This window comes from Bordetella tumulicola, from assembly GCF_965138755.1.
Taxonomy (GTDB): Bacteria; Pseudomonadota; Gammaproteobacteria; order Burkholderiales; family Burkholderiaceae_B; genus Bordetella_A; species Bordetella_A tumulicola.
On the sequence record NZ_CBCSFP010000004.1, the window covers coordinates 99,826 to 125,047 of the forward strand.

At 60.4% G+C, this 25,222-nt stretch carries 24 protein-coding genes and 2 pseudogenes; 15 read left to right on the top strand and 11 right to left on the bottom strand.

The annotated features are described in order from the left end of the window. Positions 1 to 1,258: pseudogene (gene ftsY / locus ACNAZS_RS12980) on the top strand (signal recognition particle-docking protein FtsY); the annotation flags it as partial. Between the two features lie 27 nt (positions 1,259 to 1,285). On the opposite strand, the gene ACNAZS_RS12985 reads toward ftsY, so the two are convergent. The 7 genes from ACNAZS_RS12985 to ACNAZS_RS13015 form a co-directional block, all read right to left on the bottom strand. Beyond that, positions 1,286 to 2,938, bottom strand: a complete 1,653-nt coding sequence (locus tag ACNAZS_RS12985) for a CYTH and CHAD domain-containing protein (protein ID WP_415789834.1) — start codon at positions 2,936 to 2,938, stop codon at positions 1,286 to 1,288. 118 nt (positions 2,939 to 3,056) lie between these two features. Then, on the bottom strand, positions 3,057 to 3,881 hold the full coding sequence (gene phnE, locus ACNAZS_RS12990; protein ID WP_415789836.1) for a phosphonate ABC transporter, permease protein PhnE: 825 nt from the start codon (positions 3,879 to 3,881) through the stop codon (positions 3,057 to 3,059). After that, positions 3,878 to 4,750, bottom strand: coding sequence for a phosphonate ABC transporter, permease protein PhnE (gene phnE / locus ACNAZS_RS12995; RefSeq protein WP_415789838.1), 873 nt, complete (start codon positions 4,748 to 4,750; stop codon positions 3,878 to 3,880). Before phnE (ACNAZS_RS12995) ends, phnE (ACNAZS_RS12990) begins: the two co-directional genes overlap by 4 nt. After that, entirely contained in the window at positions 4,738 to 5,508 is a 771-nt protein-coding gene (gene phnC, locus ACNAZS_RS13000; protein ID WP_415789840.1) for a phosphonate ABC transporter ATP-binding protein, read from the bottom strand. Before phnC ends, phnE (ACNAZS_RS12995) begins: the two co-directional genes overlap by 13 nt. 3 nt (positions 5,509 to 5,511) lie before the next feature. Further along, positions 5,512 to 6,522 (bottom strand): phosphate/phosphite/phosphonate ABC transporter substrate-binding protein, encoded by a 1,011-nt coding sequence (phnD, locus tag ACNAZS_RS13005; RefSeq protein WP_415789843.1) that lies wholly within the window; start codon positions 6,520 to 6,522, stop codon positions 5,512 to 5,514. A gap of 153 nt (positions 6,523 to 6,675) precedes the next feature. After that, a complete protein-coding gene (locus tag ACNAZS_RS13010) occupies positions 6,676 to 7,491 on the bottom strand; it encodes an IclR family transcriptional regulator (protein ID WP_415789845.1) in 816 nt (271 codons plus the stop codon). Next, positions 7,488 to 8,303: an HAD-IIB family hydrolase gene (locus tag ACNAZS_RS13015; protein ID WP_415789848.1), complete on the bottom strand. Its 816-nt coding sequence runs from the start codon at positions 8,301 to 8,303 to the stop codon at positions 7,488 to 7,490. Before ACNAZS_RS13015 ends, ACNAZS_RS13010 begins: the two co-directional genes overlap by 4 nt. A gap of 155 nt (positions 8,304 to 8,458) precedes the next feature. Between ACNAZS_RS13015 and ribBA the strand changes: the two genes are divergently transcribed. Genes ribBA through ACNAZS_RS13045 form a run of 6 tightly spaced genes read left to right on the top strand, consistent with a single transcriptional unit; the run spans position 8,459 to position 12,786 of the window. Then, on the top strand, positions 8,459 to 9,640 hold the full coding sequence (gene ribBA / locus ACNAZS_RS13020) for a bifunctional 3,4-dihydroxy-2-butanone-4-phosphate synthase/GTP cyclohydrolase II (RefSeq protein WP_415789851.1): 1,182 nt from the start codon (positions 8,459 to 8,461) through the stop codon (positions 9,638 to 9,640). 3 nt (positions 9,641 to 9,643) lie between these two features. Then, a complete protein-coding gene (gene ribH, locus ACNAZS_RS13025) occupies positions 9,644 to 10,159 on the top strand; it encodes a 6,7-dimethyl-8-ribityllumazine synthase (protein WP_415789854.1) in 516 nt (171 codons plus the stop codon). A 4-nt stretch (positions 10,160 to 10,163) separates the two neighbouring features. Then, positions 10,164 to 10,652 (top strand): transcription antitermination factor NusB, encoded by a 489-nt coding sequence (nusB, locus tag ACNAZS_RS13030; protein ID WP_415790326.1) that lies wholly within the window; start codon positions 10,164 to 10,166, stop codon positions 10,650 to 10,652. A gap of 32 nt (positions 10,653 to 10,684) precedes the next feature. Beyond that, positions 10,685 to 11,662, top strand: a complete 978-nt coding sequence (gene thiL, locus ACNAZS_RS13035; RefSeq protein WP_415789856.1) for a thiamine-phosphate kinase — start codon at positions 10,685 to 10,687, stop codon at positions 11,660 to 11,662. Positions 11,663 to 11,713: 51 nt separating this feature from the next. Beyond that, a complete protein-coding gene (locus tag ACNAZS_RS13040; protein WP_415790328.1) occupies positions 11,714 to 12,217 on the top strand; it encodes a phosphatidylglycerophosphatase A family protein in 504 nt (167 codons plus the stop codon). After that, positions 12,217 to 12,786: a CinA family protein gene (locus ACNAZS_RS13045; RefSeq protein ID WP_415789858.1), complete on the top strand. Its 570-nt coding sequence runs from the start codon at positions 12,217 to 12,219 to the stop codon at positions 12,784 to 12,786. The genes ACNAZS_RS13040 and ACNAZS_RS13045 overlap by 1 nt, the downstream gene beginning before the upstream one ends. A gap of 47 nt (positions 12,787 to 12,833) precedes the next feature. Here ACNAZS_RS13045 and pyrF read toward each other — a convergent pair whose 3' ends face one another. The 4 genes and pseudogenes from pyrF to ACNAZS_RS13065 all read right to left on the bottom strand — a co-directional run bounded on the left by pyrF (position 12,834) and on the right by ACNAZS_RS13065 (position 15,813). Further along, positions 12,834 to 13,652 (bottom strand): orotidine-5'-phosphate decarboxylase, encoded by an 819-nt coding sequence (pyrF, locus tag ACNAZS_RS13050; protein ID WP_415789860.1) that lies wholly within the window; start codon positions 13,650 to 13,652, stop codon positions 12,834 to 12,836. 4 nt (positions 13,653 to 13,656) lie between these two features. Then, positions 13,657 to 14,988, bottom strand: a complete 1,332-nt coding sequence (locus ACNAZS_RS13055; protein ID WP_415789862.1) for an NAD(P)/FAD-dependent oxidoreductase — start codon at positions 14,986 to 14,988, stop codon at positions 13,657 to 13,659. A gap of 209 nt (positions 14,989 to 15,197) precedes the next feature. Next, positions 15,198 to 15,377 (bottom strand): annotated as a pseudogene (locus ACNAZS_RS13060) (DUF1016 N-terminal domain-containing protein); the annotation flags it as partial. A 37-nt stretch (positions 15,378 to 15,414) separates the two neighbouring features. Further along, the gene (locus tag ACNAZS_RS13065) at positions 15,415 to 15,813 is read right to left on the bottom strand and encodes a diacylglycerol kinase (RefSeq protein WP_415789864.1); all 399 of its coding nucleotides are present in this window, start codon (positions 15,811 to 15,813) and stop codon (positions 15,415 to 15,417) included. 180 nt (positions 15,814 to 15,993) lie between these two features. Between ACNAZS_RS13065 and ACNAZS_RS13070 the strand changes: the two genes are divergently transcribed. The 8 genes from ACNAZS_RS13070 (at position 15,994) to ACNAZS_RS13105 (ending at position 25,221) form a co-directional block, all read left to right on the top strand. After that, positions 15,994 to 16,698: a FadR/GntR family transcriptional regulator gene (locus tag ACNAZS_RS13070; protein WP_415789866.1), complete on the top strand. Its 705-nt coding sequence runs from the start codon at positions 15,994 to 15,996 to the stop codon at positions 16,696 to 16,698. Then, positions 16,695 to 17,726, top strand: coding sequence for an L-idonate 5-dehydrogenase (locus tag ACNAZS_RS13075; protein ID WP_415789868.1), 1,032 nt, complete (start codon positions 16,695 to 16,697; stop codon positions 17,724 to 17,726). Before ACNAZS_RS13070 ends, ACNAZS_RS13075 begins: the two co-directional genes overlap by 4 nt. Positions 17,727 to 17,798: 72 nt before the next feature. Next, complete coding sequence (locus ACNAZS_RS13080; protein WP_415789871.1) at positions 17,799 to 18,773, top strand: sialic acid TRAP transporter substrate-binding protein SiaP; 975 nt, start codon at positions 17,799 to 17,801, stop codon at positions 18,771 to 18,773. Positions 18,774 to 18,831: 58 nt separating this feature from the next. Then, complete coding sequence (locus ACNAZS_RS13085; protein WP_415789873.1) at positions 18,832 to 19,470, top strand: TRAP transporter small permease; 639 nt, start codon at positions 18,832 to 18,834, stop codon at positions 19,468 to 19,470. A 20-nt stretch (positions 19,471 to 19,490) separates the two neighbouring features. After that, entirely contained in the window at positions 19,491 to 20,897 is a 1,407-nt protein-coding gene (locus ACNAZS_RS13090) for a TRAP transporter large permease (protein WP_415789875.1), read from the top strand. Further along, positions 20,897 to 22,435 (top strand): UxaA family hydrolase, encoded by a 1,539-nt coding sequence (locus tag ACNAZS_RS13095; protein WP_415789877.1) that lies wholly within the window; start codon positions 20,897 to 20,899, stop codon positions 22,433 to 22,435. Before ACNAZS_RS13090 ends, ACNAZS_RS13095 begins: the two co-directional genes overlap by 1 nt. 58 nt (positions 22,436 to 22,493) lie before the next feature. After that, entirely contained in the window at positions 22,494 to 23,705 is a 1,212-nt protein-coding gene (gene manD, locus ACNAZS_RS13100) for a D-mannonate dehydratase ManD (RefSeq protein WP_415789879.1), read from the top strand. A gap of 4 nt (positions 23,706 to 23,709) precedes the next feature. Further along, entirely contained in the window at positions 23,710 to 25,221 is a 1,512-nt protein-coding gene (locus ACNAZS_RS13105; RefSeq protein ID WP_415789881.1) for a mannitol dehydrogenase family protein, read from the top strand. Position 25,222: the final 1 nt, after the last annotated feature.

Sequence of the window (25,222 nt, forward strand, 5' to 3'; positions counted from 1 at the left end):
TACGCGGCCGGCACCGACTCCCGCGCCGACACCTGAACTAGCACCGTCACCTGAGCCAGTTTCGGCTCAGGAGCCCACTTCGGCAACTGCGCCTGCGCCGGTAGCGGCACCACCGGTACCTACACCCGAGCCGATACCCGAGCATTCGCAGTCGTCCGCAGTCGCCTCTACACCCGTATCCAGGTCGCCGGCCGTCCCTGCGCCCACGCCAGCGCCCGTCGTGCCGGTTTCAGACACGCCGCCTGTTGCGGCACCTGAACCTGAGCCCAGGCCTGAGCTGGCGCCGACGCCGGCACCCACTTCCCAGGCCGTCGCCGAGCCCGCCCCGGCACCCGTTGCGAAAAAGTCGTCCTGGTTGGGCCGACTCAAGCAGGGTTTGGCGCGTACCGGACAAAACCTGGGCGGCTTGTTCGTGGGCGTCAAGGTTGACGAGAGCTTGTTCGAAGAGCTTGAATCGGCGCTGATCATGGCCGACGCGGGTATCGAGGCCACCGAAAAAATGCTGACCGCGCTGCGTGCGCGCGTGCGTAAAGAGCGTCTCGACGATCCCGAAAAAGTGAAGATCGCGTTGCGTCAGTTGCTGGCCGATCATTTGCGCCCGCTGGAGCGCGCGTTTCCTTTAAACAAGGCCAAGCCACTGGTGGTGATGATTGCCGGTGTCAACGGCGCGGGTAAAACCACCTCGATCGGCAAACTGGCGCACACCTTCCAGCAGCAAGGCGCGAGCGTGTTGTTGGCCGCGGGGGATACGTTTCGAGCCGCCGCGCGAGAGCAATTGATCGAATGGGGCGCTCGCAATAACGTGAGCGTCATCGCCCAGGATGGCGGTGATCCGGCCGCGGTGGCCTTTGATGCCGTCAATGCGGGGCGCGCGCGCGACACGGGCGTCGTCATGGTGGACACGGCGGGCCGTTTGCCGACGCAGTTGCACCTGATGGAAGAATTGAAAAAAATCCGCCGCGTGATTGGCAAGGCTGACAGCGCCGCGCCACACGAAGTCTTGCTGGTGGTTGACGGCAATACCGGTCAGAACGTGCTCGCGCAGATCCGCGCCTTTGATGCGGCGATCAATCTGACGGGCCTGGTGGTGACCAAGCTCGACGGTACCGCCAAGGGCGGTACGCTGGCTGCTGTCGCGGCGGGCAGCAATGGCGTGCGTCCTATTCCGGTGTACTGGATTGGCGTGGGCGAGGGCATGGAAGACCTGCAGCCCTTTGTGGCCGATGAGTTTGCCGCTGCGCTGCTGTCGGACGATTGAGCCGGATCGGCCGGCTCAATCTGGTGCTTATTTCCAGAACGGCTTGCTGGCCGCCAACTGATCGAATTCCTTCTGGGCTTCTCCCGTCAGCTTTTCGAGTCTGGCGGTGATCCATCCCAAGGCGAACCAGGCCTGGGGATGCGTGCCGACACACGCGTGGTAGTACTCCTTGGCCATTGCCAGGTCGTTGATTTCCCCCAACACATCCTGCACTTTCGCCAACTGCTTTTGATAGGTGCGCAGCTGTGTTTGGGGGAGCAGCGATTGCGCGAAGGCCAGGCCATAGCGCAGGCGTTTGCCACGCTTGCGCAAATCATGGCGCGCAGGAATATCCAGTGCCGCAAAATCCTTGCTTTGCTCGACGACTTTGCTATGCCAGCGGTGCAGACGCTTAGTCAGAAGCTTGCGCAGCGACGGCGGTTTGACATGCGTATTCATCGGAATGATCAGGGTGGGCGTCGCCGCGAGCGCAGGTGCAGTGCCATCCAGGCTGAAAGAGGGCTCGGGCGCGATATCGGAGGGCTCGGGCATCGCTGGCAGGGTAGCCGGCTGGGGGGGCTCCACGCTGAGGCTCCATTCCAGGGTGTCCAGTAACCATCCTTGAAAGGCCTTGCTGGCTGCAATGCTTTGCGAGTCCACGTCAGGCGGCGTCACTTCAAAGCTGATCGCCGGCATGCCGGCACGCTCCAGTATCGGTGTGACCGTCTCGTTCAACACGTCTTGATCACGGTTTTCTCCAAATGCGGAAAAATGCGTGCGCACACCTTCCAGGACCGAGTCGGGGGGCGGTGTAATCCAGCCGTCAAACAAGCGCCATGCGGACCGCAGCCGTCGCATGCCTACTCGCAGTTGGTGGACGTGTTCGGAGTTGCCCGCCGGGTATACGCCTAGCGTATCGACTTCGGCCAGCACAGCCGCATTGCGTGCAACCTGATTCAAGCACTCCTCGGCGACGCGGCCCATGGCCTCGGCCGGTGTCATGTCCTCATGCAGTTTCGCGGGCGAAGTGCCACAGGGCGCCCAAAACCGGGCAATCGCTTTGCTGCGGTGCGCTTGGACGGTATCTGGGTCGCCGCTCGCGTCCTGTTCGCTCAGTTGGCTCGCCAAGCTGGCCAGCGCATCGCCGCGTTCGGATTTGCTGCGCGTATCCAGTACCAGGGCATGACGTTGCTGCCAGCGGCGTGCAACGGTAAAGATGGCGGCCGGCCGGCCGGAGACCAATTCGAATTCCAGTTCGGAAATCGGCAGTTCTAACGAGCCCGCGCGCAGTATGCCGGTGTCGTATGCCAGCTCAATCGAGCCGTAACGGCTGCGAACCTTGCGCAACAGACGCTGCACATCGGTCTCGTAGCGCACGCCCAGTTCGCCTTTCAGCGCGGAGAGCGGGCCTTCGAATTCGGAGCCGGCATAGACGGACAGATCGAGCACTGGGCCCGGTCGCGGGTGATTGATTTCGACACGCGTAATCGCATCGGCCCCCGGCATTTTCAGGGTCTGCACCCAGTTGCTGCCCTCTTTGCGCAGCCGCAAGGCAATGCGCGCGTTGGCAAGTTCACGAGCGGGTGTATCGAAATACAGCGCATGTAGCCGCACGCGTGTTGCGTCGCGCTGGCGAACTTCTTGTAAAACTGCCCGGCGTGCAGACGCCGGGACGTGCAACTTCAATTCTTGTTCTGACATGGCAACGATCGATACTGGAGGAGCAGCGATGTTACCCAATATGTCGCGGATTTTGATGACTTGTCATAAAATCTTCATCAAATGGCGGCAGTTAGCCGCCATTTGATGTGACCACAGATTACAGAATCCGCTTGCGTGCCTGCGTGATGATGACTTCCGCGACGATGACCACCGCGAAAATCGCGGCCAGCACGAGCGCAACGCGATCCCATTGGAACAGGTTCAGGGCGGTATCGAGCGCCATCCCGATCCCGCCAGCGCCGACCAAGCCCAGCACGGCGGATTCGCGTACGTTGATGTCCCAGCGCAGCAAGACGATCGACCAGAAGGCCGGTCGAATCTGGGGCCAGTAGCCGTACCACAGCACGGCGCTGGAACTGGCGCCGGTTGCGGTCAGGGCTTCGACCGGGCCGCGGTGAGCCTCTTCGATGGCTTCGCCTACCAGCTTGCCTACAAAGCCAATAGACCGAAACCCAATGGCTAGTGTACCGGCCAAGGCGCCTGGCCCAAATATCGCGATAAACAGCAAGGCCCAGACCAGCGAGTTAACCGAACGGCTTGAGACGAGAATCAATCGGGCGAGCTGATTGATCAGCCGATTGGGCGTCAAGTTGTTTGCAGCCAGCAATCCGACGGGCACGGCCAGTATCACCGACAGAATCGTACCCAGCGTGGCAATGTGCAGGGTTTCCATCAGGGCTGCATGCACCCCTTCGGGGTAGTAGGCCCAATCGATAGGCCACATGCGGCCAAGCAGGTCCGCCATTTGCTCCGGAGCGTCATACAGAAACTCGGGGATGACCTCGACGTGGCGGATGGCTTGCACAATGGCCAGCACCACGAGCAGATACAGCGCAAAGCGCAGTAACCGTTGTCCGGATGTATAGCGTTGCCAGGTGCGAGGGTAGCCGCTGGCTCCCAGCGTTGTCGTGGGGGCGCTCATTCGTCGGCCTCCGGCTTTGCCAGTGGTTTGCTTCCCAGTCCGCGCGCGGCATTAAAACGACGCGAGAAGAGGGTGTCGAATCCCAGGTTGTCCAAGAATACCGAACGTACGAAGCGAGCCAGAACTTCGCCCAGCATAATGATGATGATCAGTGTGATCAGGATCGCCGCCACGAAATCGTAGTCAAAGCGTTGAAACGCCGAGAACAGCGTGCCTCCGATCCCCCCGGCGCCCACGATGCCGACCATCGTGGAGTTTCGCAGGTTCGAATCGAACTGATACGTTGCAAAGCCGATAAAGCGTGCAAAAACCTGTGGCAATACACCGAACAAAATCACGTTGGCGAACGAGGCGCCCGTGGCGCGCACGGCCTCGACTTGCTTGAGCGAGATTTCTTCGATGGACTCGGTGAAGAGTTTTCCAATAAAGCCGATCGAGGCCACCGCCAGGGCTAGAATCCCCGCCAGCGCACCAAAGCCGACGGCCTTGACGAACAGGATGGCAACGATCACCGGGTGCAGCGAACGGCACAGCGCCACAATGGCGCGAGCGGGCCACGATGCCCAGACGGGCATCAGATTGCGTGCGCCCAGCAAGCCCACCGGCAACGCGATCAGGATGCCCAGGACCGACGCCAGGACGGCGATTTCGAGGCTTTCCACCAACCCCTGCCACAGCGTCTCGGGTTGTTGGATATGCGGCGGAAACATGCGGCCCAGCAGCGTGGCGGCGTGACCCAGGCCACGTTGAAAGCGGTCCAGACTGAAGTCCAGTTGGCCCGCAGCATAGAGCGCGTATACGAATATCAACAGGGCAATCAGCTTGGCCTGCCACGACAGCGCAAACGGACGGCGTTTTACGTCAGCCAAGATTCGCCTCCGTAGATGGCTTTGAGCATGTCGGGGTCCAGACCCTGGCCATCGCCGTCATACACCACGTGTCCACCGGACATGCCGATAATGCGGTTGGCATAACGGCGTGCCAATTCGACATCGTGAATATTGATCAGCACGGGAATGCCATTGGCAGAGCCCTGTTCCGCCAGGAGTTCCATGATCTCGACCGAGGTTTTCGGATCGAGCGAGGAGGTCGGTTCGTCAGCCAGCAGCAATTGCGGGCGCTGCATCAAGGCGCGTGCAATACCGACACGTTGGCGTTGTCCGCCAGACAGGGCATCGGCGCGCTGGTCGCCAAAACCACTCAAACCCACGACGTCCAGCAACTGATACGCACGCTCGATGTCGTCAGCCTCAAAACGGCGCATCCAGGCTTTGAATGCACCGCTATAGCCCAGGCGACCGGTCAACAGGTTTTCCATGACGGTCAGGCGTTCGACCAAGTTGTATTCCTGGAACACCATGCCGATGCGACGCCGCGCCTGGCGCAACGCCGTACCGCGGACATCGGCCAGATCGACCGTGCCGTCAGCGGTTTGCAGCACGATCTCGCCACGCGTCGGATCGATCAGTCGGTTAACGCAACGTAATAGTGTGCTCTTGCCTGTACCCGACGGCCCAATAATGGCCGTGACGCCCTGACCCTGCACATGCAGATTGATGTCTTTGAGTACAGGGTTGCCGGCCCGGTATTCCTTGACCAGGCCGGAAATGCGTAAAGATGTGGTCATGACTTACTGCTTGCCCTTGTTCTTCGCGGTTTCGCGCTCATACGCGTCGCGGTTAAAGCGTTCGCCACCCTGTTCGGCGACTTGGCGCACGATGGCCCAGTCTTTTTGGTAGGTGACGGGATAAAAGCGATCCGCGTTGTCGAACGCTTTTTTCATCTCTTCGGGGAAGCGATAGTCGTAGAAGCACTTCAGCATCTTGTCGCGGAAAGCCGGTTCCAGGTCATGTGCGTACGAGAACGACGAGGTCGGGAATTTTTCGCTGCGGTAGATGATGCGGAAGTCTTCTTCCTTGACCTGACCACGTTCGACCATGCGGCCAAATACGTCGGATGCCACGGCGGCGGCATCGTAGTCACCGGAGTTCACGCCCATCACGGATTGGTCGTGCTTGCCCGAGAAGATGATCTTGTAGTCTTTGTCGGGGGTCAGGCCTTCTTTGGGAAAGAGAGCAACCGGCGCCATATGGCCCGAGTTTGACGACGGCGAGGTGTGAGCGAGCTTTTTGCCTTTCAGGTCGACCAGGTTTTTATAGGGGCTGTCTTTCTTGACGATGACGATCAGGTTGTAGCCCTGGAAACCATCGGCGTATCCCTTGACCGCAAAAGGTACCGCGCCGGCAATATTCACGGCATAGGCGGTGGGGCCCGTCGAGAATCCGCCTACGTGCAGACGGCCCGAGCGCATGGCTTCGATCTCGGCGGCGTTGCTTTGCACTTGGTAGAACACCACGCGTTTACCGGTGCATTCACCCAGGTACTCGGTGAAGGGCTTGAAAATGTTCGCATATACAGCCGGGTCTTCGACCGGGGTGTAGGTAAATACCAACGTCGAAGGCGTTTTTTGCTGGGAAGCGTCGGTGGGGGTATCCGCGACCAGATCGTTATTGGCGTCGCAATACATCTTGTCGAGGTCCCCGCGATTGGTGCAGGTGTCGGCATCGGCAGCGTGGGCGGCCGGGATACCAAAAATCAAAGTTGCGGCAGCAGTCGCGCGCAGCAGGCGTAAGGCTTGCATGATCGAGTCTCCTCTTGTGCGTTTGAATATGACAAACAAATGACATGTTTTGGGTATTCAAACACAAACAAACGAAACTACTCAAGCGGAAACTGGCCGAGCTTTGTTTTCGGAATTTGTTCGTATTTTTTCTTTTGTTCGTTTTTCGCGCTTTTATGCACGATAGCCGAGCTTGCGCGAAATTTCACGAGCACAGGCCAGTAAGGGTCGGGCAATCGCACCATCCCAGGTGACATCAAACAGGCCCGAGGGGCCCAGGCAGGTCAGGGCCAGGGTGACATTGCCGGTATTGTCAAAGACCGGCACCGACAGGGCGTCGACACCGGGCAGCGGGTTGCCGATCGCGCGCGCCATACCGTGCACGCGGACGTCGGCCAACCGCGCCTCGACGTCGGCATAGGTCACGTTGCGAGGCGGTTGTTGGCCCGCAATGACCGCCGTGTCGCCGGCCTCGCGCTGAATATAGTGCTCGGCAATCTTGGGCGGCAGCCAGGCCGCAAACACCAGGCCGGTGGCTGTATGCAGCATGGACATGACCGTGCCTTTGCGCATATTGACGTGAACAGGATAGCTGGCTTCGGTCATGTGAATCATGGTGGGGCCGTGCGAGCCCAGTACGGCGATGCCCAAGGTGTGCCCAATGCTGGACTGCAACTCGGCAATCTCGGGTAACGCCACGCGCACGGGGTCCAGCCGTTGCAGGCTGACCAGCCCCATTTGCAGGGCAAAGGGTCCCAACTCATATTGGCCGGTGATGCCGTCTTGCTGCACCAGGCCGACCCGGATAAAACTCACCAGATAGGGGTGGGCCTTCGCCGATGTCATGCCAGCAGCGTTGGCCAGATCACGCAGGGTCAACGGCTTGCCGGCTTCTACCAGGGCGGCAAGCAAAGGAAAGCCGACCTCGACGGATTGAATGCTGCGGCGTCCGTCACCGGGCCGGGCCGCCGTGGTGCCTGGGCTTGTCATGCGAGTCGTCCAGCAGCGTTGCGCGCCGCGAGCAGGTGGCTGGCCATCTCGACAAAGCCGCCGCCGCCGTGTCGAGCCGCGACGTAGGCAGGGCGATGCGTCAGGCGATGTAACAGTGCCTGAATGTTGGCCACGCCCACCGACACCGGAAAAAAGGCAAACATGGGTTCATCATTGGGCGAGTCGCCGATGAACACGCATTCGGAGAGCACGTGGTCGATGTCCAATCCCAGCTCCCGTTCAAATAGCGTGCGGGTCATGCTGAGCTTGTCATAGTCGCCGAACCAGCCATTCACGTGAATCGAACTGACTTTGGCCTGCGCGCCGGCCGCCTGAAAAATATCCACGATGCGGCTGACTTCGGTGTCGGGCAGCGGCGGCACGTCTTCACAAAAGTCGATGGCGAGGTCGGCAACGCGGTAATCCTGGTCGCTGGCCACCGCCGTACCGGGTACGTCGCGCAACACCTGGTCGCGAATGGCGTTTAACTGGGCACGGTTTTTCGCACGGGTTTGGGCATCGGCCCAATAGTGGGTTTTCATGCGGCGCGCCACGCGATCGTAGGCGTAATAGAACGCGCCGTTTTCGCCTACGACGGCGCGTACCGGCCACATGCGGGCAATATGGTCACACCAGCCCGCCGGGCGACCCGTGATGGGAATCACTTGAATCCCGGCGGTGTCCAACTGTTCGAGTGCGGCATACGCGTCGGCGGGTAACCGGCCCTCGGTGGTCAGGGTGTCGTCGATATCGGTGAGAACGATGTTGATGCCTGCGGCCACAACGGCGGGTAGAGAGGCAAGATTCTGCATGGTTTTTCTGTCTGATTTTTGATGTGCTGCGTGCGTGCAGTGTACCGTTCGAGGCGCAGGGCAGGGCGCGTGGCGAGGTGCGCCGGACGCTGTCGCCCCGGTTAACGCGAAGGGCGGGTAAAATTATCATTTTTACGCCCGGCTTTCCTGACTTTATGTCCGCTCCGCTTGCTTCCGTCGCCCCCGACGCCGCGCCCGAATCCTTTGATATCGCTTCTGTTGCCGAGATCATCGCCGAGCTGCGCGCCGGTCGTATCGTTATCCTGGTCGACGAAGAAGACCGCGAAAATGAGGGCGACCTCGTCATGGCCGCCGAGTTTGTCACGCCCGAGGCCATTAACTTCATGGTTACGTACGGACGCGGCCTGGTTTGCCTGACGCTCACCGAAGAGCGTTGCCGACAGCTCGAGCTGCCCCTGATGGCCAGCCGCAACGGCACACGCTACGGCACCAACTTTACCCAGTCCATCGAGGCCGCGGTCGGTGTAGAGACCGGTATTTCCGCCTCCGACCGTGCCCGCACCATTCAGGTCGCTGTGGCACGCGACGCCAAGCCCAGCGACCTGGTGCAACCGGGCCATATTTTCCCGGTCCGGGCGGTGCCTGGCGGGGTGCTCGTGCGCGCTGGCCATACCGAGGCGGGTTGCGACTTGACTGCGATGGCGGGTCTGACGCCGGCCGCCGTCATCTGCGAGATCCTCAATCCCGACGGTACGATGGCCCGCCTGCCCAATCTGGTCGAGTTCGCGCGCGAGCACAACCTGAAAATCGGCACTATTGCCGATCTGATCCAATATCGCAGCGAGCACGAGTCCGTCGTCAAGCGTGTCGGTGATCGCGCCATGCAAACCGCGTGGGGCGAGTTCCGCGCCGTGGCGTACCAAGACACCGCCAACGGCTCTGCCCATCTGGCACTGGTGCACGGTGATATTGATCCGCAACGCGAAACCCTGGTGCGGGTGCACGAGCCCGCCTCCATTCTGGACGCGCTGGATACAGGCGAGACCGACCATAGCTGGGGTGTTGGACGCGCATTGCAAGCCATCACCAAGACGCCCGCGGGTGTCGTGGTGCTGATGAATTGCCAGTCGTCCACCGAGCACCTGTTCGAGCAGATCGCCGGTTGGACAGGTGCCGACGAGCACCCCCGTACCGATGGCGATCGCTACGGACTGCGCACCTACGGTATTGGCGCCCAGATTTTGCGTGATTTGAATGTCGGCCAGATGCGTTTGCTGGCCCGTCCACGCAAAATGCCCAGCATGGCCGGTTTTTCCCTGACCGTTACGGGTTACGATTGCGACCCTGCTACCTCCGCCACCTCTCATTTAGGCTGAAACATGAATCCTTACATCCTCACTCCTGATTTGAATGGCGAAGGGCTGCACATCGGCATCGTGCGCGCTCGCTTTAACGAAGAAATCGGTCAAGCCGAGCTTGACGCCTGCCTGCAGCAACTGGCTGAGCAGGGCGTCGACGAGCGCGATGTCATGGTGGTCACGGTACCCGGCGCGCTCGAGATGGGCGTGACGCTGTCCCACATGGCCGAAACATTCGAGTTCGACGCTCTGATCGCCCTGGGTGCGGTCATCCGCGGCGAAACGTACCATTTTGAAGTCGTCAGCAACGAAATGGCCCGTTCCATTTCGCGCATCTCTCTGGAAACTGGCATCCCCGTGGCCAATGGCGTCCTGACCGTCGACACCGACGAGCAGGCACAGGCCCGTGCGGCCGGCAAGGGCCGCGATTGCGCCCTGGTCGCCGTCGAAATGGCCAACCTGGTCGCGGCGCTTGAGCCCGAAGAGGGCGACGACGACGAGGACGAAGACGAGGACGAAGATTTTGACGACAAATAAACCGATCGCCGCGGATAGCGCTGCCCAGGCACGTGCCAGCGCCCGCAGCGCCCGCCGCCGTGCCCGCGAATTCGCCCTGCAGGGCGTATACGCGTGGCTGCTGCGTGGTGGCGAAGGCACGCAAGAGGCCGGTGAGATTGATGCTCACCTGCGCGATGCCGAAGACTTTTCCGAAGCCGACGCGCAGTGGTTTCGGACGCTCTTGCACGGCGTGTTTCGCGAAGCTCCCGGCTTGCGCGAACGCTTTACCCCTTATGTCGACCGTCCGCTTAATGAATTGTCACCCGTCGAGCACGGCATTCTGCTGATTGGCAGCTACGAGCTAGTGCATCACGTCGAGGTCCCTTATAAGGTTGCCATCAACGAGGCGGTCGAGCTGGCCAAGTCGTTTGGCGGCACCGACGGATTCAAGTTCGTCAATGGCGTGCTCGACAAGCTGGCTGCCGACGTACGGGCTACCGAAGTCCGCAGCGCGGCCTCTCAACGCCGTTAAGCGCAGGCCGGGGCTTTGCGGCAGGGCCCAGCATGGAGGCCTCTGTGGCGTCTGAGTTCGATCTGATTTCGCGCTATTTCAAGCGGCCCGCGCCTGCCGGCCTGCTGGGCGTGGGCGACGATTGCGCGCTGTTTCCGGTGCCCGCCGGCATGCGGGTCGCGACCAGCACGGATCTGCTTATCGAAGGGCGGCACTTCTTTCCTGACGTCGATCCCAAGGCGCTCGGCCATAAGTCTCTGGCCGTTAATCTGTCCGATTTAGCCGCCATGGGCGCGCAGCCGATCGGTTGCGTGCTCGGGTTGGCGCTGCCGCGGGCCAGCGAACCCTGGCTGGCCGCCTTTGCACAGGGTTTTCATGACCTGGCCGACGCGCAGGGTTGTCCGCTGATCGGTGGCGACACGACGCGCAGCCCGCACGATCTCGTGATCAGTGTGACGGTCTTTGGTGCGGCACCTGCCGGTCGTGCACTGCATCGCGATGCGGCGCAAGTGGGTGACCAGATCTGGGTGTCCGGCGCATTGGGTGCCGCGGATGTGGCCTATCGTCTGCTCGCTGGCCAGTTACCCGCCGACGCCATGTTGCTGGCGGCGACGCGTCGGGCGCTCGAGTGGCCCGAGCCGCGTGTCGCGCTCGGACAGGCCTTGGTCGACGTCGCGCATGCTGCCATCGATGTCTCTGATGGCCTGTTACAGGATCTGGGGCATATATTGTCGGCCAGTCATGTGGGCGCGCAATTGCAATACGACGCGATGCCCATCGCACCCTCGCTACAGGGGTTACCGCCGACCGCTGTCAGGCAGGCGGTACTGGGCGGCGGTGATGTGTACGAGCTCTGCTTTACCGCTGCGCCCGACCAGCATGTTCGGGTTACCGAGGTTGCCGCGCATGCGGGCGTGTCCGTGACTGCTATTGGCCACATTACACAGGATCCCGGCCTGATCGTGGTCGGTGCAGACGGCCAACCTATGCGCAGCTTGCCGCGCGGTTTCGATCATTTTCCGGTGTCCTGATTCATGTCAAATTCTTCTCGCGATTCGTCCAGCGACTCGTCTGCCACCTCCATGCGCGATCGTGCGCGGGTCCGTTACCCCAAGCCGTCCTGGGTCATGAAAGACCCTGGACGGTTGATCGCCTTTGGCTTTGGTAGCGGCTTGCTTCGCCCCGCATCGGGCACCTGGGGGACCTTGCTGGCCTGGCTGATTTGGGCCGCCGCCGCGGGGGCGGCTCCCGATCCGGCCATCGGCGTATTTCTGGCCCTGGCATTTCTCTATGGTTGCTGGGCGTGCCATCGCGTGGCGCGCGAATTACAGGTGGAGGATCATGTCGGCATCGTGTGGGACGAGATGGTCGCTTTCTGGCTGGTCTTGTGGCTCACGCCCGACACCTTCTACGCACAGTTGCTCGCTTTTGGTTTGTTCCGCCTCTTCGATATTGCCAAGCCGCCGCCTATCAAATACTTTGATGCCAAGGTCAAGGGCGGCTTTGGCGTGATGTGGGATGACATCGTTGCGGCTGCCTATGCATTGCTGATCATGGCGATTCTTGTGCGCTTTGGAGTCTTCTAATGAGCATACCGTCCAAGCCCGTGCCCGGATTGGCGCCGGCCTCGCTCTCTCAGGCCCAGGCTTTAGGCCTGGCCGAACGTCTGGGTGTCGCGTTGCAGCGACGCGGATTGATCGTGGGCACGGCAGAGTCCTGCACAGGGGGCTTGGTGGCGGGGGCAATTACCGCCGTTGCCGGTTCCAGCGAGTGGTTCGACCGCGGTTTCGTGACCTACAGCAACGCTGCCAAAATGGCCGATCTCAGTGTGTCGGGCGATACCCTGGATCGCTATGGCGCCGTAAGCGAAGCCGTCGCGCTGGAAATGGCCAATGGCGTGTTGCTGGCCACTCCCCAGGCGCATATTGCCGCGTCGACGACCGGCATTGCGGGGCCAGGGGGTGCCACGCCCGGCAAGCCGGTGGGCATGGTGTGTTTCGGGTTCGCATTGCGCGGGCCGGATGGCATTACCTCGCGTGCTTTTACGGAGGTCTTTCCGGGCGACCGTACACAGGTCAGACAGGCCTCGGTGGTGTATGCCCTGCGCGGGCTGCTGGAATTGATTGGCGAGCCTGTCAGTCGCACCCGGTCGTGAGTTTCGCTCGCCGGGTTGATTATCGACCGAGCGTATTAACGAACTAACTAACGAACGGCGTTGATGGCGTCGCGCAGATCGCGCGCGGCGGTAGCGGCGGCCTCGCGCCAGTCGTCGGCGCCACTGGCATACAAAATTGCGCGTGACGAGTTGATCATCATGCCGGCGCCTGCCGCATTACGTCCCGCATTCACCGTGGCGGTGATGTCGCCACCTTGGGCGCCGATACCCGGCACCAGCAGGGGTAAGGTATCGCCAATGCGCTGGCGCACTGCCGCCAATTCCTTGGGAAATGTCGCGCCGACTACCAGGCCGCATTGACCTCCGGTATTCCATTTGTCCGCCACCAGGCCCGCCACGTGCAAATAGAGCGGTTCGCCGTTGTCCAGCGTCAAGAACTGCAGATCGGATCCGCCGGGGTTCGAGGTCCGGCACAGCACAATCACGCCGCGATCCTTCCATGCCAGATAAGGCTCGATTGAATCCAGCCCCATATACGGATTGACCGTCAGCGCATGCGCGCCATAACGCTCGTAGGCTTCGCGAGCATAGTGCTCCGCCGTCGATCCGATATCGCCGCGCTTGGCGTCCATCACAATCGGCAGGTCAGGATGCTGGGTGCGGATATGCGCGCACAGTGCTTCGAGTTGGTCTTCGGCGCGGTGTGCCGCAAAGTACGCGATCTGCGGCTTGAAGCTGCATGCGTAGGGCGCGGTGGCGTCCACGATGTCGCGGCAGAACTGAAAAATCGCATCCGGTTTACCGTCAAGCTCACGCGGAAAGCGTTGCGGATCCGGGTCCAGGCCCACCTGCAGCAGGGTGTTGCCGGTAGCCCAGGCTTGTTCGAGTTGTTGAATGAAGGTCATGGGATCAGTGTAGTTTGACGCGTGGATGCGTACGGCGCAGCAATAGACGTGCCAAAGCGAGCGTGCCCGTGCGCCAAATACCCAGCACTGCATGGTGATGCATCAGGTGCAGGCTCATGTACATCAGACGCGCCAGTGTACCGCTGACAAATAGCCCACGTCCTGCCAGTTTGCCCATCAGGCTGCCCACCCCCGTGTCTTGGCCCAGCGATACCAGCGAACCGTGATCGCGATAAACGTACGGTTCCGTGGGCTCCGGCGTTTTACGAATGCGGGCCGTCAGCTTGCGGACTAAATAGCTGGCCTCTTGGTGTGCAGCCTGCGCGCGAGCGGGTACCGTACGACCCTCTTCGCCCGTGGGCACGGCGCTGCAATCGCCCAGTGCCAGAATATTCGGGTCCGGAGATTCGAGCTGGCCGTTGACGATCAACTGGCCAATGCGATTGACGGGCATGTCCAGAGTCGCCATCAATGGCAGGCCCTGAATCCCCGCCGCCCACATACACAGGCCCGCTGCAAACTCGCGTCCATCAGCCGTTCTGACGTGATCGGCCGTGACCTCGGCCACCCGGCAATCAGTCTCTACACGGATGCCCAGCTCTGTCAATCGCGTATGGGCGGCGTTGGAAATCTTCTCGGGTAGTGCGGACAAAATGCGCGGAGCGCCTTCGACCAGCGTAATTATCAAATCCCGATCCGCACGGAAATTCTGCAACCCGTAAGCGGCCACCATGCCGCCAGCCTCATGCAGCTCGACCGCCAACTCGACGCCCGTTGCGCCGCCGCCCACGATGACCACGTTCAATTCGGCAGAGGGGTTTTGCACCTTGGCGTTATCCACCTGCACCATGGCCTTGAGCATGGTCAGGCGAAAAGCCTCGGCGCTTTCGGTTGTGTCCAGCGTCACCGCATGCTCGGCCGCACCCGGTGTATTAAAGAAGTTGGAAACACTGCCCAGCGCCATCACCAACGTGTCGTACTGCAACTCGCGTTGGGGAAGCACGACATCGCCTTGTGGATCTTGTACCTCTGCCACCGTAATGCAACGCCGTTCGCGATCCACGGCCTGGACTTCACCGAGCGTGAACGTGAACCCGCACAGGTTGGCCAGCATCAAGTACGACAGGCCCTCTTGGTAAATATCCAGCGTCCCGGCGGCCGCCTCGTGCAACGAGGGTTTCCATATATGGATAGGCCGGCTATCGACCAACGTGACGTGTTTGGGACCGTGCTTGCGGCCGAGCTTGGCGGCAAGCTCTAACCCACCGGCGCCACCGCCGATGATGATGACATGATGGGGCTCGCCAGAGGTAGCCCGAGAGGACGCTTGGTTCATATGCGAAGTATAAAGTGCGTTGGCTCCAAGCGTGCTGACGCAATAGTCTTTTGACTGCTTCCTTCCCTAAAGGAAAAGGGATTCCCACTTCACAGAACCGAGCCATTTGCGCATCAACACTCATGCACTCAGGTCTTGCCGTTTCTCCATGGGCTAACACCGCCAGCCCGGCGGCTAATACGTTATGTACTGCGTTAAGGATAGAACCGGAACCGGACGCTCAAGTCGGTAGACAGCCGAGCCATCAACTGTTTGCCGTAGCCGGCCCGTCGCTTGCCTTTCCGCTCGGCTTCGACGATCCGGCGACCGATCTCCCACTAACTGGCCGTCATCAGGGCATTAACTCTGCGTGCTGCTGTCTGGCACGAGGCATTGAGCAGCTCCACAATGCCGCCATGGCAGGGGTTGGCAGGGTTGGCGGCTGAACTACGACATCACAAAGCGGCTGATCGCGACGCCTACCCACACCGCGACGGTGAACAACAGCATGAGCATGACTGCCGCGCTACCGAGATCTTTGGCGCGCCCCAACAGCGTATGCGTCTCGACCGATAGGGCATCGGCCACGGCTTCAATTGCGGAGTTCAGCAATTCCACGACCAGCACCAGAATGACCGAGGCAATCAGGATAAAGACCTCGTCCGTGGTGCGCCCCAGAAAAAAGGCGGCCGGGATCAACAAAATCGCCAGCACGAGTTCCTGGCGGAACGCGGCTTCGTACTTAATCGCGGCATGCAGACCCTGCAGCGAATAACGCAAGGCATTCACGATGCGGCGTAGGCCGCCCGAGCTTTTATAGGGCGAAGGATGCGGAGATTGGGACATGAAGGCGACACATAGAAGTAGGCGGGTCGTTTTTAACAGATTCGTATTGCTTGCGTCAGAGGGGGGCGGTTGACGCCTAGCGCAAACCCTAATTGTGAGGCTTCCCCAGTTGGGTGCAAGATGCGGAAAAATTGGTAAGGCCACTTTACCTCTTTGCCTGTTCTCTCTTTTTCCCTTTTTATGCCTTTTCAGCCCATCGAGCCTCGCCGCCTGTACCGCCAGATTGCCGATCAACTGCGCCTGTTGATTCAGAGCGGTGAGTTTCCTATCGGTGCGCGCCTGCCGCCTGAACGTGACTTGGCGCTCAAGCTGGGCGTGTCCCGACCGTCCGTGCGCGAAGCCCTGATCGCGCTGGAGGTCGAAGGCCTGGTCGAGGTCCGCATGGGCTCGGGTATTTATGTGCACAGCCGCGATGCGGCGAACAGCGTGGTGGCCGAAAGCCCGCTGGAAACCATTCGCGCCCGTCAGTTGGTCGAGGGCGAATTGGCTGCTCAGGCCGCCGAGTTAGCGCAACCGACCCAAGTGGCAGCATTACGCGAGGCGCTTCAAACCATGCGGGATGAGGCGGCCGCCGGACAGGTGCCTATTCAGGGGGATCGCCTGTTTCACCTGCGCGTCGCTGAAATGACGGGCAACTCCGTGTTGCTGCGCGTGGTAGGTGATCTATTCGACGAACGTCACAATCCGCTCTCGGTCAAGCTGGGCGACTACTTTGAGAACCCCGCAAGCTGGAAGGCGGCGATCGCCGAGCATGGCCTGGTCGTCGAGGCCATTGCGGCGGGCGACGCGGTGCGTGCACGCGATGCCATGCGCCATCACTTGTCGTGTTCATATGATCGCCTGATGGCCAATTGGGTGCCCACATCAGACAAGGTGAAAACATGACGCTGGCATGCAGAATTCATGGCGCGCGCGACCTGCGCCTGGAGGCCGATGACGAGGCCCCTCTGGCGCCAACCGACGTCGAATTGCGGCTGGGGGCGGCGGGCATCTGCGGATCTGATCTGCACTATTACCTGCATGGGCGTGTCGGCGCCTTTGTGATTCGAGAGCCGCTCATTCCCGGCCATGAGGCATCGGGCGTGGTGCTACGCGTGGGCGCCGCGGTCACGCGGGTACAGCCCGGCATGAAGGTCGCCATTAATCCATCCCATCCCTGTGGTCAATGCGACTATTGCCGCGTCGGCCGCGACAACCTGTGTCGCAACATGCGTTTTCTAGGCAGCGCCAGTGTCTATCCACACGTGCAGGGAATGTTTCGTGAGCGCTTCGTCATGGGCGAACGTCAACTCACGCCCGTGCACGAGGATATTTCACTGGGGGAGCTGGCCTGTGCCGAGCCGCTCTCCATTGGTCTGCATGGTGTGAATCGAGCGGGCCCATTGTTGGGTAAAACCGTGTTGGTCGCGGGGGCAGGCACCATCGGTTGTATGACGGTGATCGCGGCTCGACTCGCGGGCGCGGCGCGCGTGATTGTGACGGATATCGCCGATCGTCCGCTGCGGATGGCGACCGAAGTCGGGGCCGACGAGTCCATACGGTCCGACCAGGTGGCGCCTGCAGATTTAGTAGAACTGGCCGATGTCGCCATCGAGGCCGCTGGCAATCTGGGCGCACTGCAGACCTGTCTGAGTGCGACTCGCCGAGGTGGCCGCATCGTACAGGTGGGAACATTACCCGCAGACGATATTGCTTTTCCCGCCAACAACATCATGGCACGCGAGCTGGATTACGTCGGTGCGTTTCGCGCGGGTCTCGAGTTTGATTGGGCCGTCTCGTTCCTGCGTACGCGCCGGGTCGATGTGCGGCCATTAATGAGTGCGCAATTGCCACTCGAGCGTGCGGTCGAGGCCTTCGAATTGGCGGCCGATCGCAAGCGCAGTACCAAGGTGCAACTTGTATGTGATTCCTGACCACCACCAAAGGCAGCGGCCATTATTAAAAGACACGCCGCCACCTGCTCAACCTCAAGAGAGGAGACAACAATGAAGCAAGGCAACGCCATCAAGTCGCTACTGGCCATCGCTGCCCTGACCGTATCAGGCAGTGCATTGGCGCAGACAACGTTGAAGTGGGCACACGTCTACGAGACCTCCGAGCCATTTCACACCAGCTCGGTTTGGGCTGCAAAAGAAATCGAAAAACGCACCAATGGCCGCTATCACATTGATGTGTATCCCGCCTCGCAACTGGGCAAGGAAAACGACATCAACCAGGGCCTGACGCTAGGCACGGTGGATATGATCATTTCCGGTTCCAGCTTTGCCGCCAAGAGCTTTCCGCGTATCGGCGTGACGTATTACCCGTATACCTTCCGCAGCCCCGAGCATCTGCTGGCCTATACCAAGAGTGATATCTACAAGACGCTGACCAAGGGGTACGAGGAAAAAAGCCGCAACCATATCGTCGCGACGACCTACTACGGCACGCGTCATTCCACCTCCAATCGCGCGTTCACGACCTGCGAGGGCATGCAGGGCCTGAAAATGCGGGTGCCCGACGTGCCCGCTTATTTGGCCATGCCGCGCGCTTGCGGCGCCAACACGTCGCCCATTGCTTTTGCGGAGGTGTACCTTGCCTTGCAAAACGGTACGGTCGAGGCCCAGGAAAACCCGTTGACCACCATCGAGGCCAAAAAGTTTTTCGAGGTTCAGAAGAACATCGTTCTGACCGGCCATATCGTCGATCACCTGAATACCGTCATCTCGGGAAAATTATGGAAAAGCCTGTCCGAAGAAGATCGCAAGATTTTTACGGAAGTGGCTCAGGAGGCTGCCGCCACGGCCTCAATGGAAGTCGTCAAACGTGAAAAAGAACTGGTCGATGTGTTTCGCAAAAAAGGCCTGAACGTTGCGGAAGTCGATACCAATGCGTTCCGCGAGATCGTGCTGAAGAAAGTGCCGTTCGAGCAATACGGCTACGAAAAAGCCGATTGGGAAGCCATTCAGGCGATCAAGTAGATCCGGTGGGGTGCCGCGGTCTGCGGCACCCGCGATACGACATCGATAGGAGGAGCACATGCACGTGAACGCCGGGGCCAGTACGCCCCCCATAGTTCAGTACGGTGCCGATGGCGACGACGATACTGCGGCTCATTCGCACGAAACATCCGTTGAGTCCATTGTCCACAGCTTCGAGGAAGCCGACCAGCAGCATGACGTCGATCTGTCTGGCTACGCGTTTGAAGACTGGTTTTGCCTGACGCTGTTCTGGATCATGGCGGCATTGGTATTTCTGCAGTTTTTCACGCGCTACGTGTTGAACAATTCGTTTGCCTGGACGGAAGAACTGGCCGTCTACGCATTGATCGGTGTGGTGTTCATGGGCTCCGCTATGTGTGTCCGTATCTGCCGTCATATTCAGGTTGATTTCCTGTATCGCTATTTGCCCAAAGGCCTTGCCCGCGTGTTGGCCACGCTGATCGATGTCTTGCGCACGGTGTTCTTCGGCTATGCCGTGTGGCTGGTGTATGTCTACATCGATTTGGTGGGTGTAGAACCCATGACCACCATTATGTGGAACAAGTCCTATGTGTACTGGCTGGCGCTGGCCGGCTTTGTCATGATGTTTGTGCGCTCGATACAGGTCAGCGTGCAGAACTGGCGCCAGGGCTACTCGTCGCTGGAAAACCCCGCCGCCTATCAATCGCTGGACTGACCCACGGCCAAGGAGCTCGTATGGGAATTCTGATCGGAACCTTCCTGTTGTTGATGATCTTTGGCGTGCCGGTGGCCGTGTCGATGGCTGGTGCTTCATTGTTGTTTGTATTGTGGTCGGGCAGCGTGCCTGATGTGGTGATCGCCCAACGCATGATCGCCGGTGTCGAGTCGTTTCCGCTCTTGGCCGTGCCGTTTTTTATCCTGGCAGGCAATTTGATGAATATCGCTGGTATTACCGGCCGTATTTATAACTTCGCGGTCGCGTTAGTGGGTTGGATGCGTGGTGGGCTGGGTCAGGTCAATATTGTGGGCTCGGTTGTGTTCGCTGGCATGTCGGGTACGGCCATTGCCGATGCCGCTGGTTTGGGCACGATCGAAATCAAGGCGATGAAAGATCATGGCTACGACACCGAATTCGCCGTGGGTGTGACGGCGGCCTCGGCCACGCTGGGTCCGATTCTGCCGCCGTCGTTGCCCTTTGTGATTTACGGCATGATGGCCAACGTGTCGATTGGGTCGCTGTTCTTGGCGGGTATCGTGCCCGGTCTCGTATTGACCCTGTTGATGATGTTTACCGTGGCTTATTTTGCCCGCAAGAATAACTGGGGCGGCGATGTACCGTTCGACTGGAAACTGCTGGGCGCCGCCGCGGTCGAGGTGGCGGTGGTGCTGGCCTTTCCGATGTCTATCTGGGGGATGACGGAGTTTGGCGTGTCGGCCAATACGGCGACGCTTGTGGCATTCGTCGCGTTGTTGGCTGCTGACTGGTATTTTGATTTCTCGGCCGTGATGGCGCTGATGGCGCCTGTGATCCTCATCGGTGGCATGACGATGGGTTGGTTCACGCCGACCGAGGCGGCTGTCGCCGCCGTGATCTGGGCACTGTTCCTGGGCCTGGTGCGTTACCGCTCGATGTCGCTGCGCACACTTGCCAAGGCGACATTCGACACCATTGAAACCACTGCGTCAGTGCTGTTTATCGTGACGGCCGCCTCGGTATTTGCGTGGTTGTTGACGACCACCCAGGCGGCCCAGACATTGACCGACGCGATTTTGGCGGTGACGCAAAACAAATGGGTGTTTTTGTTGTTGGCGAACCTGCTGATCCTGGTCGTGGGGTGTTTCATCGACACCATTGCCGCCATCACCATTTTGGTGCCGATCTTGCTGCCGCTCGTGTTGAAGCTGGGTATCGATCCTATCCATTTCGGCTTGGTCATGACCTTGAACCTGATGATAGGCCTGCTGCATCCCCCATTGGGGATGGTGCTGTTCGTCTTGGCGAGGGTGTCAAAACTGTCGGTCGAGCGCACTACCATGGCTATCTTGCCCTGGCTGGTGCCCTTGTTCCTGGCGCTGATCGTCATTACCTACGTGCCCAGCGTCAGCATGTGGCTGCCTGATTTGGTCGGAGGCGGTCGTTAATGGACAGCTTCGGCGATACGCCCGTCATTCGTATTCATCCCGCCGACAATGTCGTGATTGCGCGTCGGCAATTAGTGGGCGGCACACGGTTGCCCACTGAAAACGTCACCGTAGCCGGGCTGGTGCCACCCGGCCACAAGGTGGCGATCAGGGCGATTGCGGCCGGACAACCGGTACGCCGCTACAACCAGATCATCGGCGTTGCGCGGCAAGCGATCGCACCCGGCCAGCACGTACATAGTCACAATCTGGCGTTCTCCGATTTCGAGCGCGACTATGCAGTGGGCCAGGATGCCCATGCCACCGACTACGTGGCCAAGCCCGCTACCTTTGATGGCATTGTGCGCGCGGATGGGCGTATCGCCACGCGCAACTACATTGGCGTGTTGACCTCGGTGAATTGTTCGGCCACGGTGGCGCGCGCGATCGCCGATCATTTTCGTCGCGATGTCCATCCCGATGCGCTGTCCGCTTACCCTAATGTTGACGGTGTGGTGGCGCTGACTCACGGCGCGGGCTGTGCCACCGGTAGCGATGGCGAGCCTCTGCGGGTACTGCGCCGCACGTTGGGGGGGTATGCGCGACATCCGAACTTCGGTGCATTGATGGTGGTGGGCCTGGGATGCGAAACCAATCAAATCGGTGGCTTGATGGAACAAGAGCATCTGCAGGAAAGCGGCCGTCTACACACGTTCAGTATTCAGGGCACTGGTGGCACACGACTTGCCGTGGCGCGGGGCATTGCGCTCATCGAACAGATGCTCGATGACGTTAATCGCGTGCAGCGCGAACCTGTGCCGGCTAGTGATCTGATCGTGGGTTTGCAGTGCGGCGGCTCCGATGGCTATTCCGGTATCAGTGCCAACCCGGCGTTGGGCGCTGCCGTGGACTTGCTCGTACGTCACGGCGGGGCAGCGATCCTGTCCGAGACGCCGGAAATCTACGGCGGCGAGCACCTGCTGACGCGTCGAGCGGTATCGACGGGCGTTGCGGACAAGCTGCTGGCGCGCCTGCGTTGGTGGGAAAACTACTGCGCCCGTAATGATGCCGAAATGGATAACAACCCCTCTGCCGGCAATAAAGCCGGTGGGTTGACCACTATCCTGGAAAAATCACTGGGCGCTATTGCCAAAAGCGGCACCACCAATCTGGTTGATGTCTACGAATACGCGCAGCCCGTCACTGCACGCGGGCTGGTGTTCATGGATACGCCGGGCTACGACCCGGTGTCAGCCACGGGGCAAGTGGCCGGTGGCGCCAATTTGATTTGTTTTACGACGGGCCGCGGGTCGGCCTATGGCTGTGCGCCGTCGCCATCGTTAAAGCTCGCGACCAATACCGAACTGTGGCGACGTCAGGCCGACGACATTGATATCAACTGCGGTGAAGTCGTCGATGGCGAGTGCGATGTGCAAGCCATGGGCGAGCGCATTTTCCGTTTGATGCTGGACACCGCCTCGGGCCGCCGCAGCAAGAGCGAAATCCATGGCTATGGACAGAATGAATTCGTGCCCTGGCAGTTGGGGGCCGTGATGTAGCAAGCACGCAGTACGGGTAAGCGGCGCGGGGCCGCGGATTCATCTACTCAGGTTCTCTATGCAGATCACTAACGCACGTGTCATCGTTTGCAGTCCGGGACGTAATTTCGTCACTCTGAAAATCGAAACCGATCAAGGCCTGACGGGTATAGGCGACGCCACCTTGAATGGTCGAGAGCTCGCCGTGGCCAGTTACCTGACCGATCACGTGGTGCCTTGTCTGATCGGGCGCGATGCACATCAGATCGAAGACATCTGGCAGTTTTTATATCGCGGCGCGTATTGGCGGCGTGGGCCCGTTACCATGTCGGCCATTGCCGCGGTCGATACGGCGCTGTGGGACATTAAGGCCAAGGCGGCCGGCATGCCATTATATCAGTTGCTGGGGGGCAAGAGTCGCACCGGTGTGATGGTGTATGGCCATGCCAATGGCCGCGACATCGAGGAAACCGTCGACGAAGTGCTGCGTTACCGCGACATGGGCTACCGTGCCATTCGCGCCCAAAGTGGCGTGCCCGGCCTGAATGCCGTGTATGGCGTGGGTCGTGGCCGTATGTTCTATGAGCCTGCCGATGCCGATCTGCCGTCTGAACATGACTGGTCAACGGAAAAGTACCTGGACCATGCGCCCAAACTATTTCAGCACGTGCGCGATGCGGTCGGTTGGGACACGCATTTGCTGCACGACGTGCACCATCGATTAACGCCTATCGAGGCGGGGCGATTGGGCAAGTCGCTGGAGCCCTATCGGCTATTTTGGATGGAGGACGCCACACCTGCCGAGAATCAGGAGGCATTCCGGCTGATCCGCCAGCACACGGTGACGCCGCTAGCGGTGGGTGAAATCTTCAATTCGATCTGGGACTGCAAAGACCTCATACAGAACCAACTGATCGACTATATCCGCACCACCGTCGTCCACGCCGGTGGTATCAGCCATCTGCGTCGCATCGCTGATCTTGCCGCCCTGTATCAAGTCCGCACGGGTTGTCATGGCGCTACCGATTTGTCGCCCATTTGCATGGGCGCAGCCTTGCACTTCGATTTGTGGGTCCCCAACTTCGGTATCCAGGAATACATGCGCCATACCGAGGAGACCGATGCCGTGTTTCCGCATGCCTACAGCTTTGCCGATGGCATGATGGTCCCGGGTGATACGCCCGGTCATGGCGTGGATATCGACGAGGCACTCGCCGCCAAGTATCCTTATCAGCGCACCTACCTGCCGGTGAATCGTCAGGCCCACGACGGTACGTTGTGGCATTGGTAGCAGGATGTTTGCGCGTCTGAACAACGCTGCTCTGGGCAGCCTGCCTGCCGACATCGGCCGTCCAGCATACGATCGCACACGCTTGCGGCCCGGCATTGTGCATCTGGGGATCGGCGCATTTCATCGCGCGCACCAGGCGCCTGTCACCGATATGGCGTTGGCGGCTACCGGCGATTTGCGCTGGGGTATCGTGGGCGTATCGCTGCGCAGCGCGGATACGCACGAGGCGTTGGCGCCCCAAGACGGCCTGTACACTTTGTCGCTGCGCGATTCTGACGCAGAAGGGACGCCACGCGAGCAGTTGTCCGTTGTGGGGGCAGTGCTGCGTGTACTCGTGGCGGCCAATGATCCTGACGCCGTATTGGCCCAGATCGCGCACCCCGATACACGCATCGTCAGCCTGACCGTGACAGAAAAAGGCTATAGCTACGAACCGTCCAGCGGACGTCTGCGTCGCGATGATCCCGATATCGTGCACGATCTAGCCCATCCCGAGGCGCCACGCACTGCTCTGGGCATGCTCGTGTATGGTCTGGCGCGCCGCCGCCATGCAGGCCTGCCGCCTATCACGCTGATGTCGTGCGACAACCTGCCGTCCAATGGCAATACTCTGCGCGGCCTGGTGCTGGAATTGGCGAATGCCTGTGATCCCGCACTGCATGACTGGATCGCGGCGCACTGTACGTTTCCGAACGCCATGGTTGATCGCATCGTGCCGCGTACCGTCGATACCGACCGGCAGCGCATCTCTGCGCGTCTACACAGACAAGACGCGTGGCCCGTCGTCGGCGAGCCTTTTCTTGAATGGGTCATCGAAGATCGCTTTGTCGCCGGTCGTCCCGCCTGGGATCAGCCTGGTGGCGCGCGTTTCGTGAGCCACGCGGCGCCCTTCGAACAGTTGAAGTTGCGCATGGTCAATGGCCCACATTCCGCGTTGGCCTACCTGGGGGCATCCGCGGGGCTTAGCACCGTCAGCCAGGTGATGGCCGATCCGTTGCTACATGACTACCTTGATGCCCTGATCAAAGAAGAAATCGTGCCCACGTTACCGCCCGTTCCGGGCGTGGATCTAAAGATGATGCGCACGCGTTTGCTGGCCCGCTTTTCGAATCCGGCATTGCCGCATCGTACGCAGCAGATCGCCATGGATGGCTCGCAGAAACTGCCGCAGCGCTTGCTGGGTACGTTGCGCGATCGTCTGCGCGCGGGCGCCGGTTTTGAGCGTCTCGCACTGGCGGTGGCGGCGTGGATGCATTATCTGCGCGGCTACGACGAGCAAGGCAGGGCCTATCCTATCGAGGATCCGTTGGCTGGTGAACTTCAAGCGTGCTTGACGGCCGCGGCACAAAACGAAGGAGCCGACTTGGCGCGTGCGCGCGCATTGATCGGCTATGAACCGGTGTTCGGCGATCTGGCCGGGCACGGCGAGCTTATTAACGCCGTCGCGCGTCACGCGGCTGTCTTGCGGCAAAGCGGTGTGCGTGCCGCCGTGCTGCAAGTGAACGGAGGGCAATAAT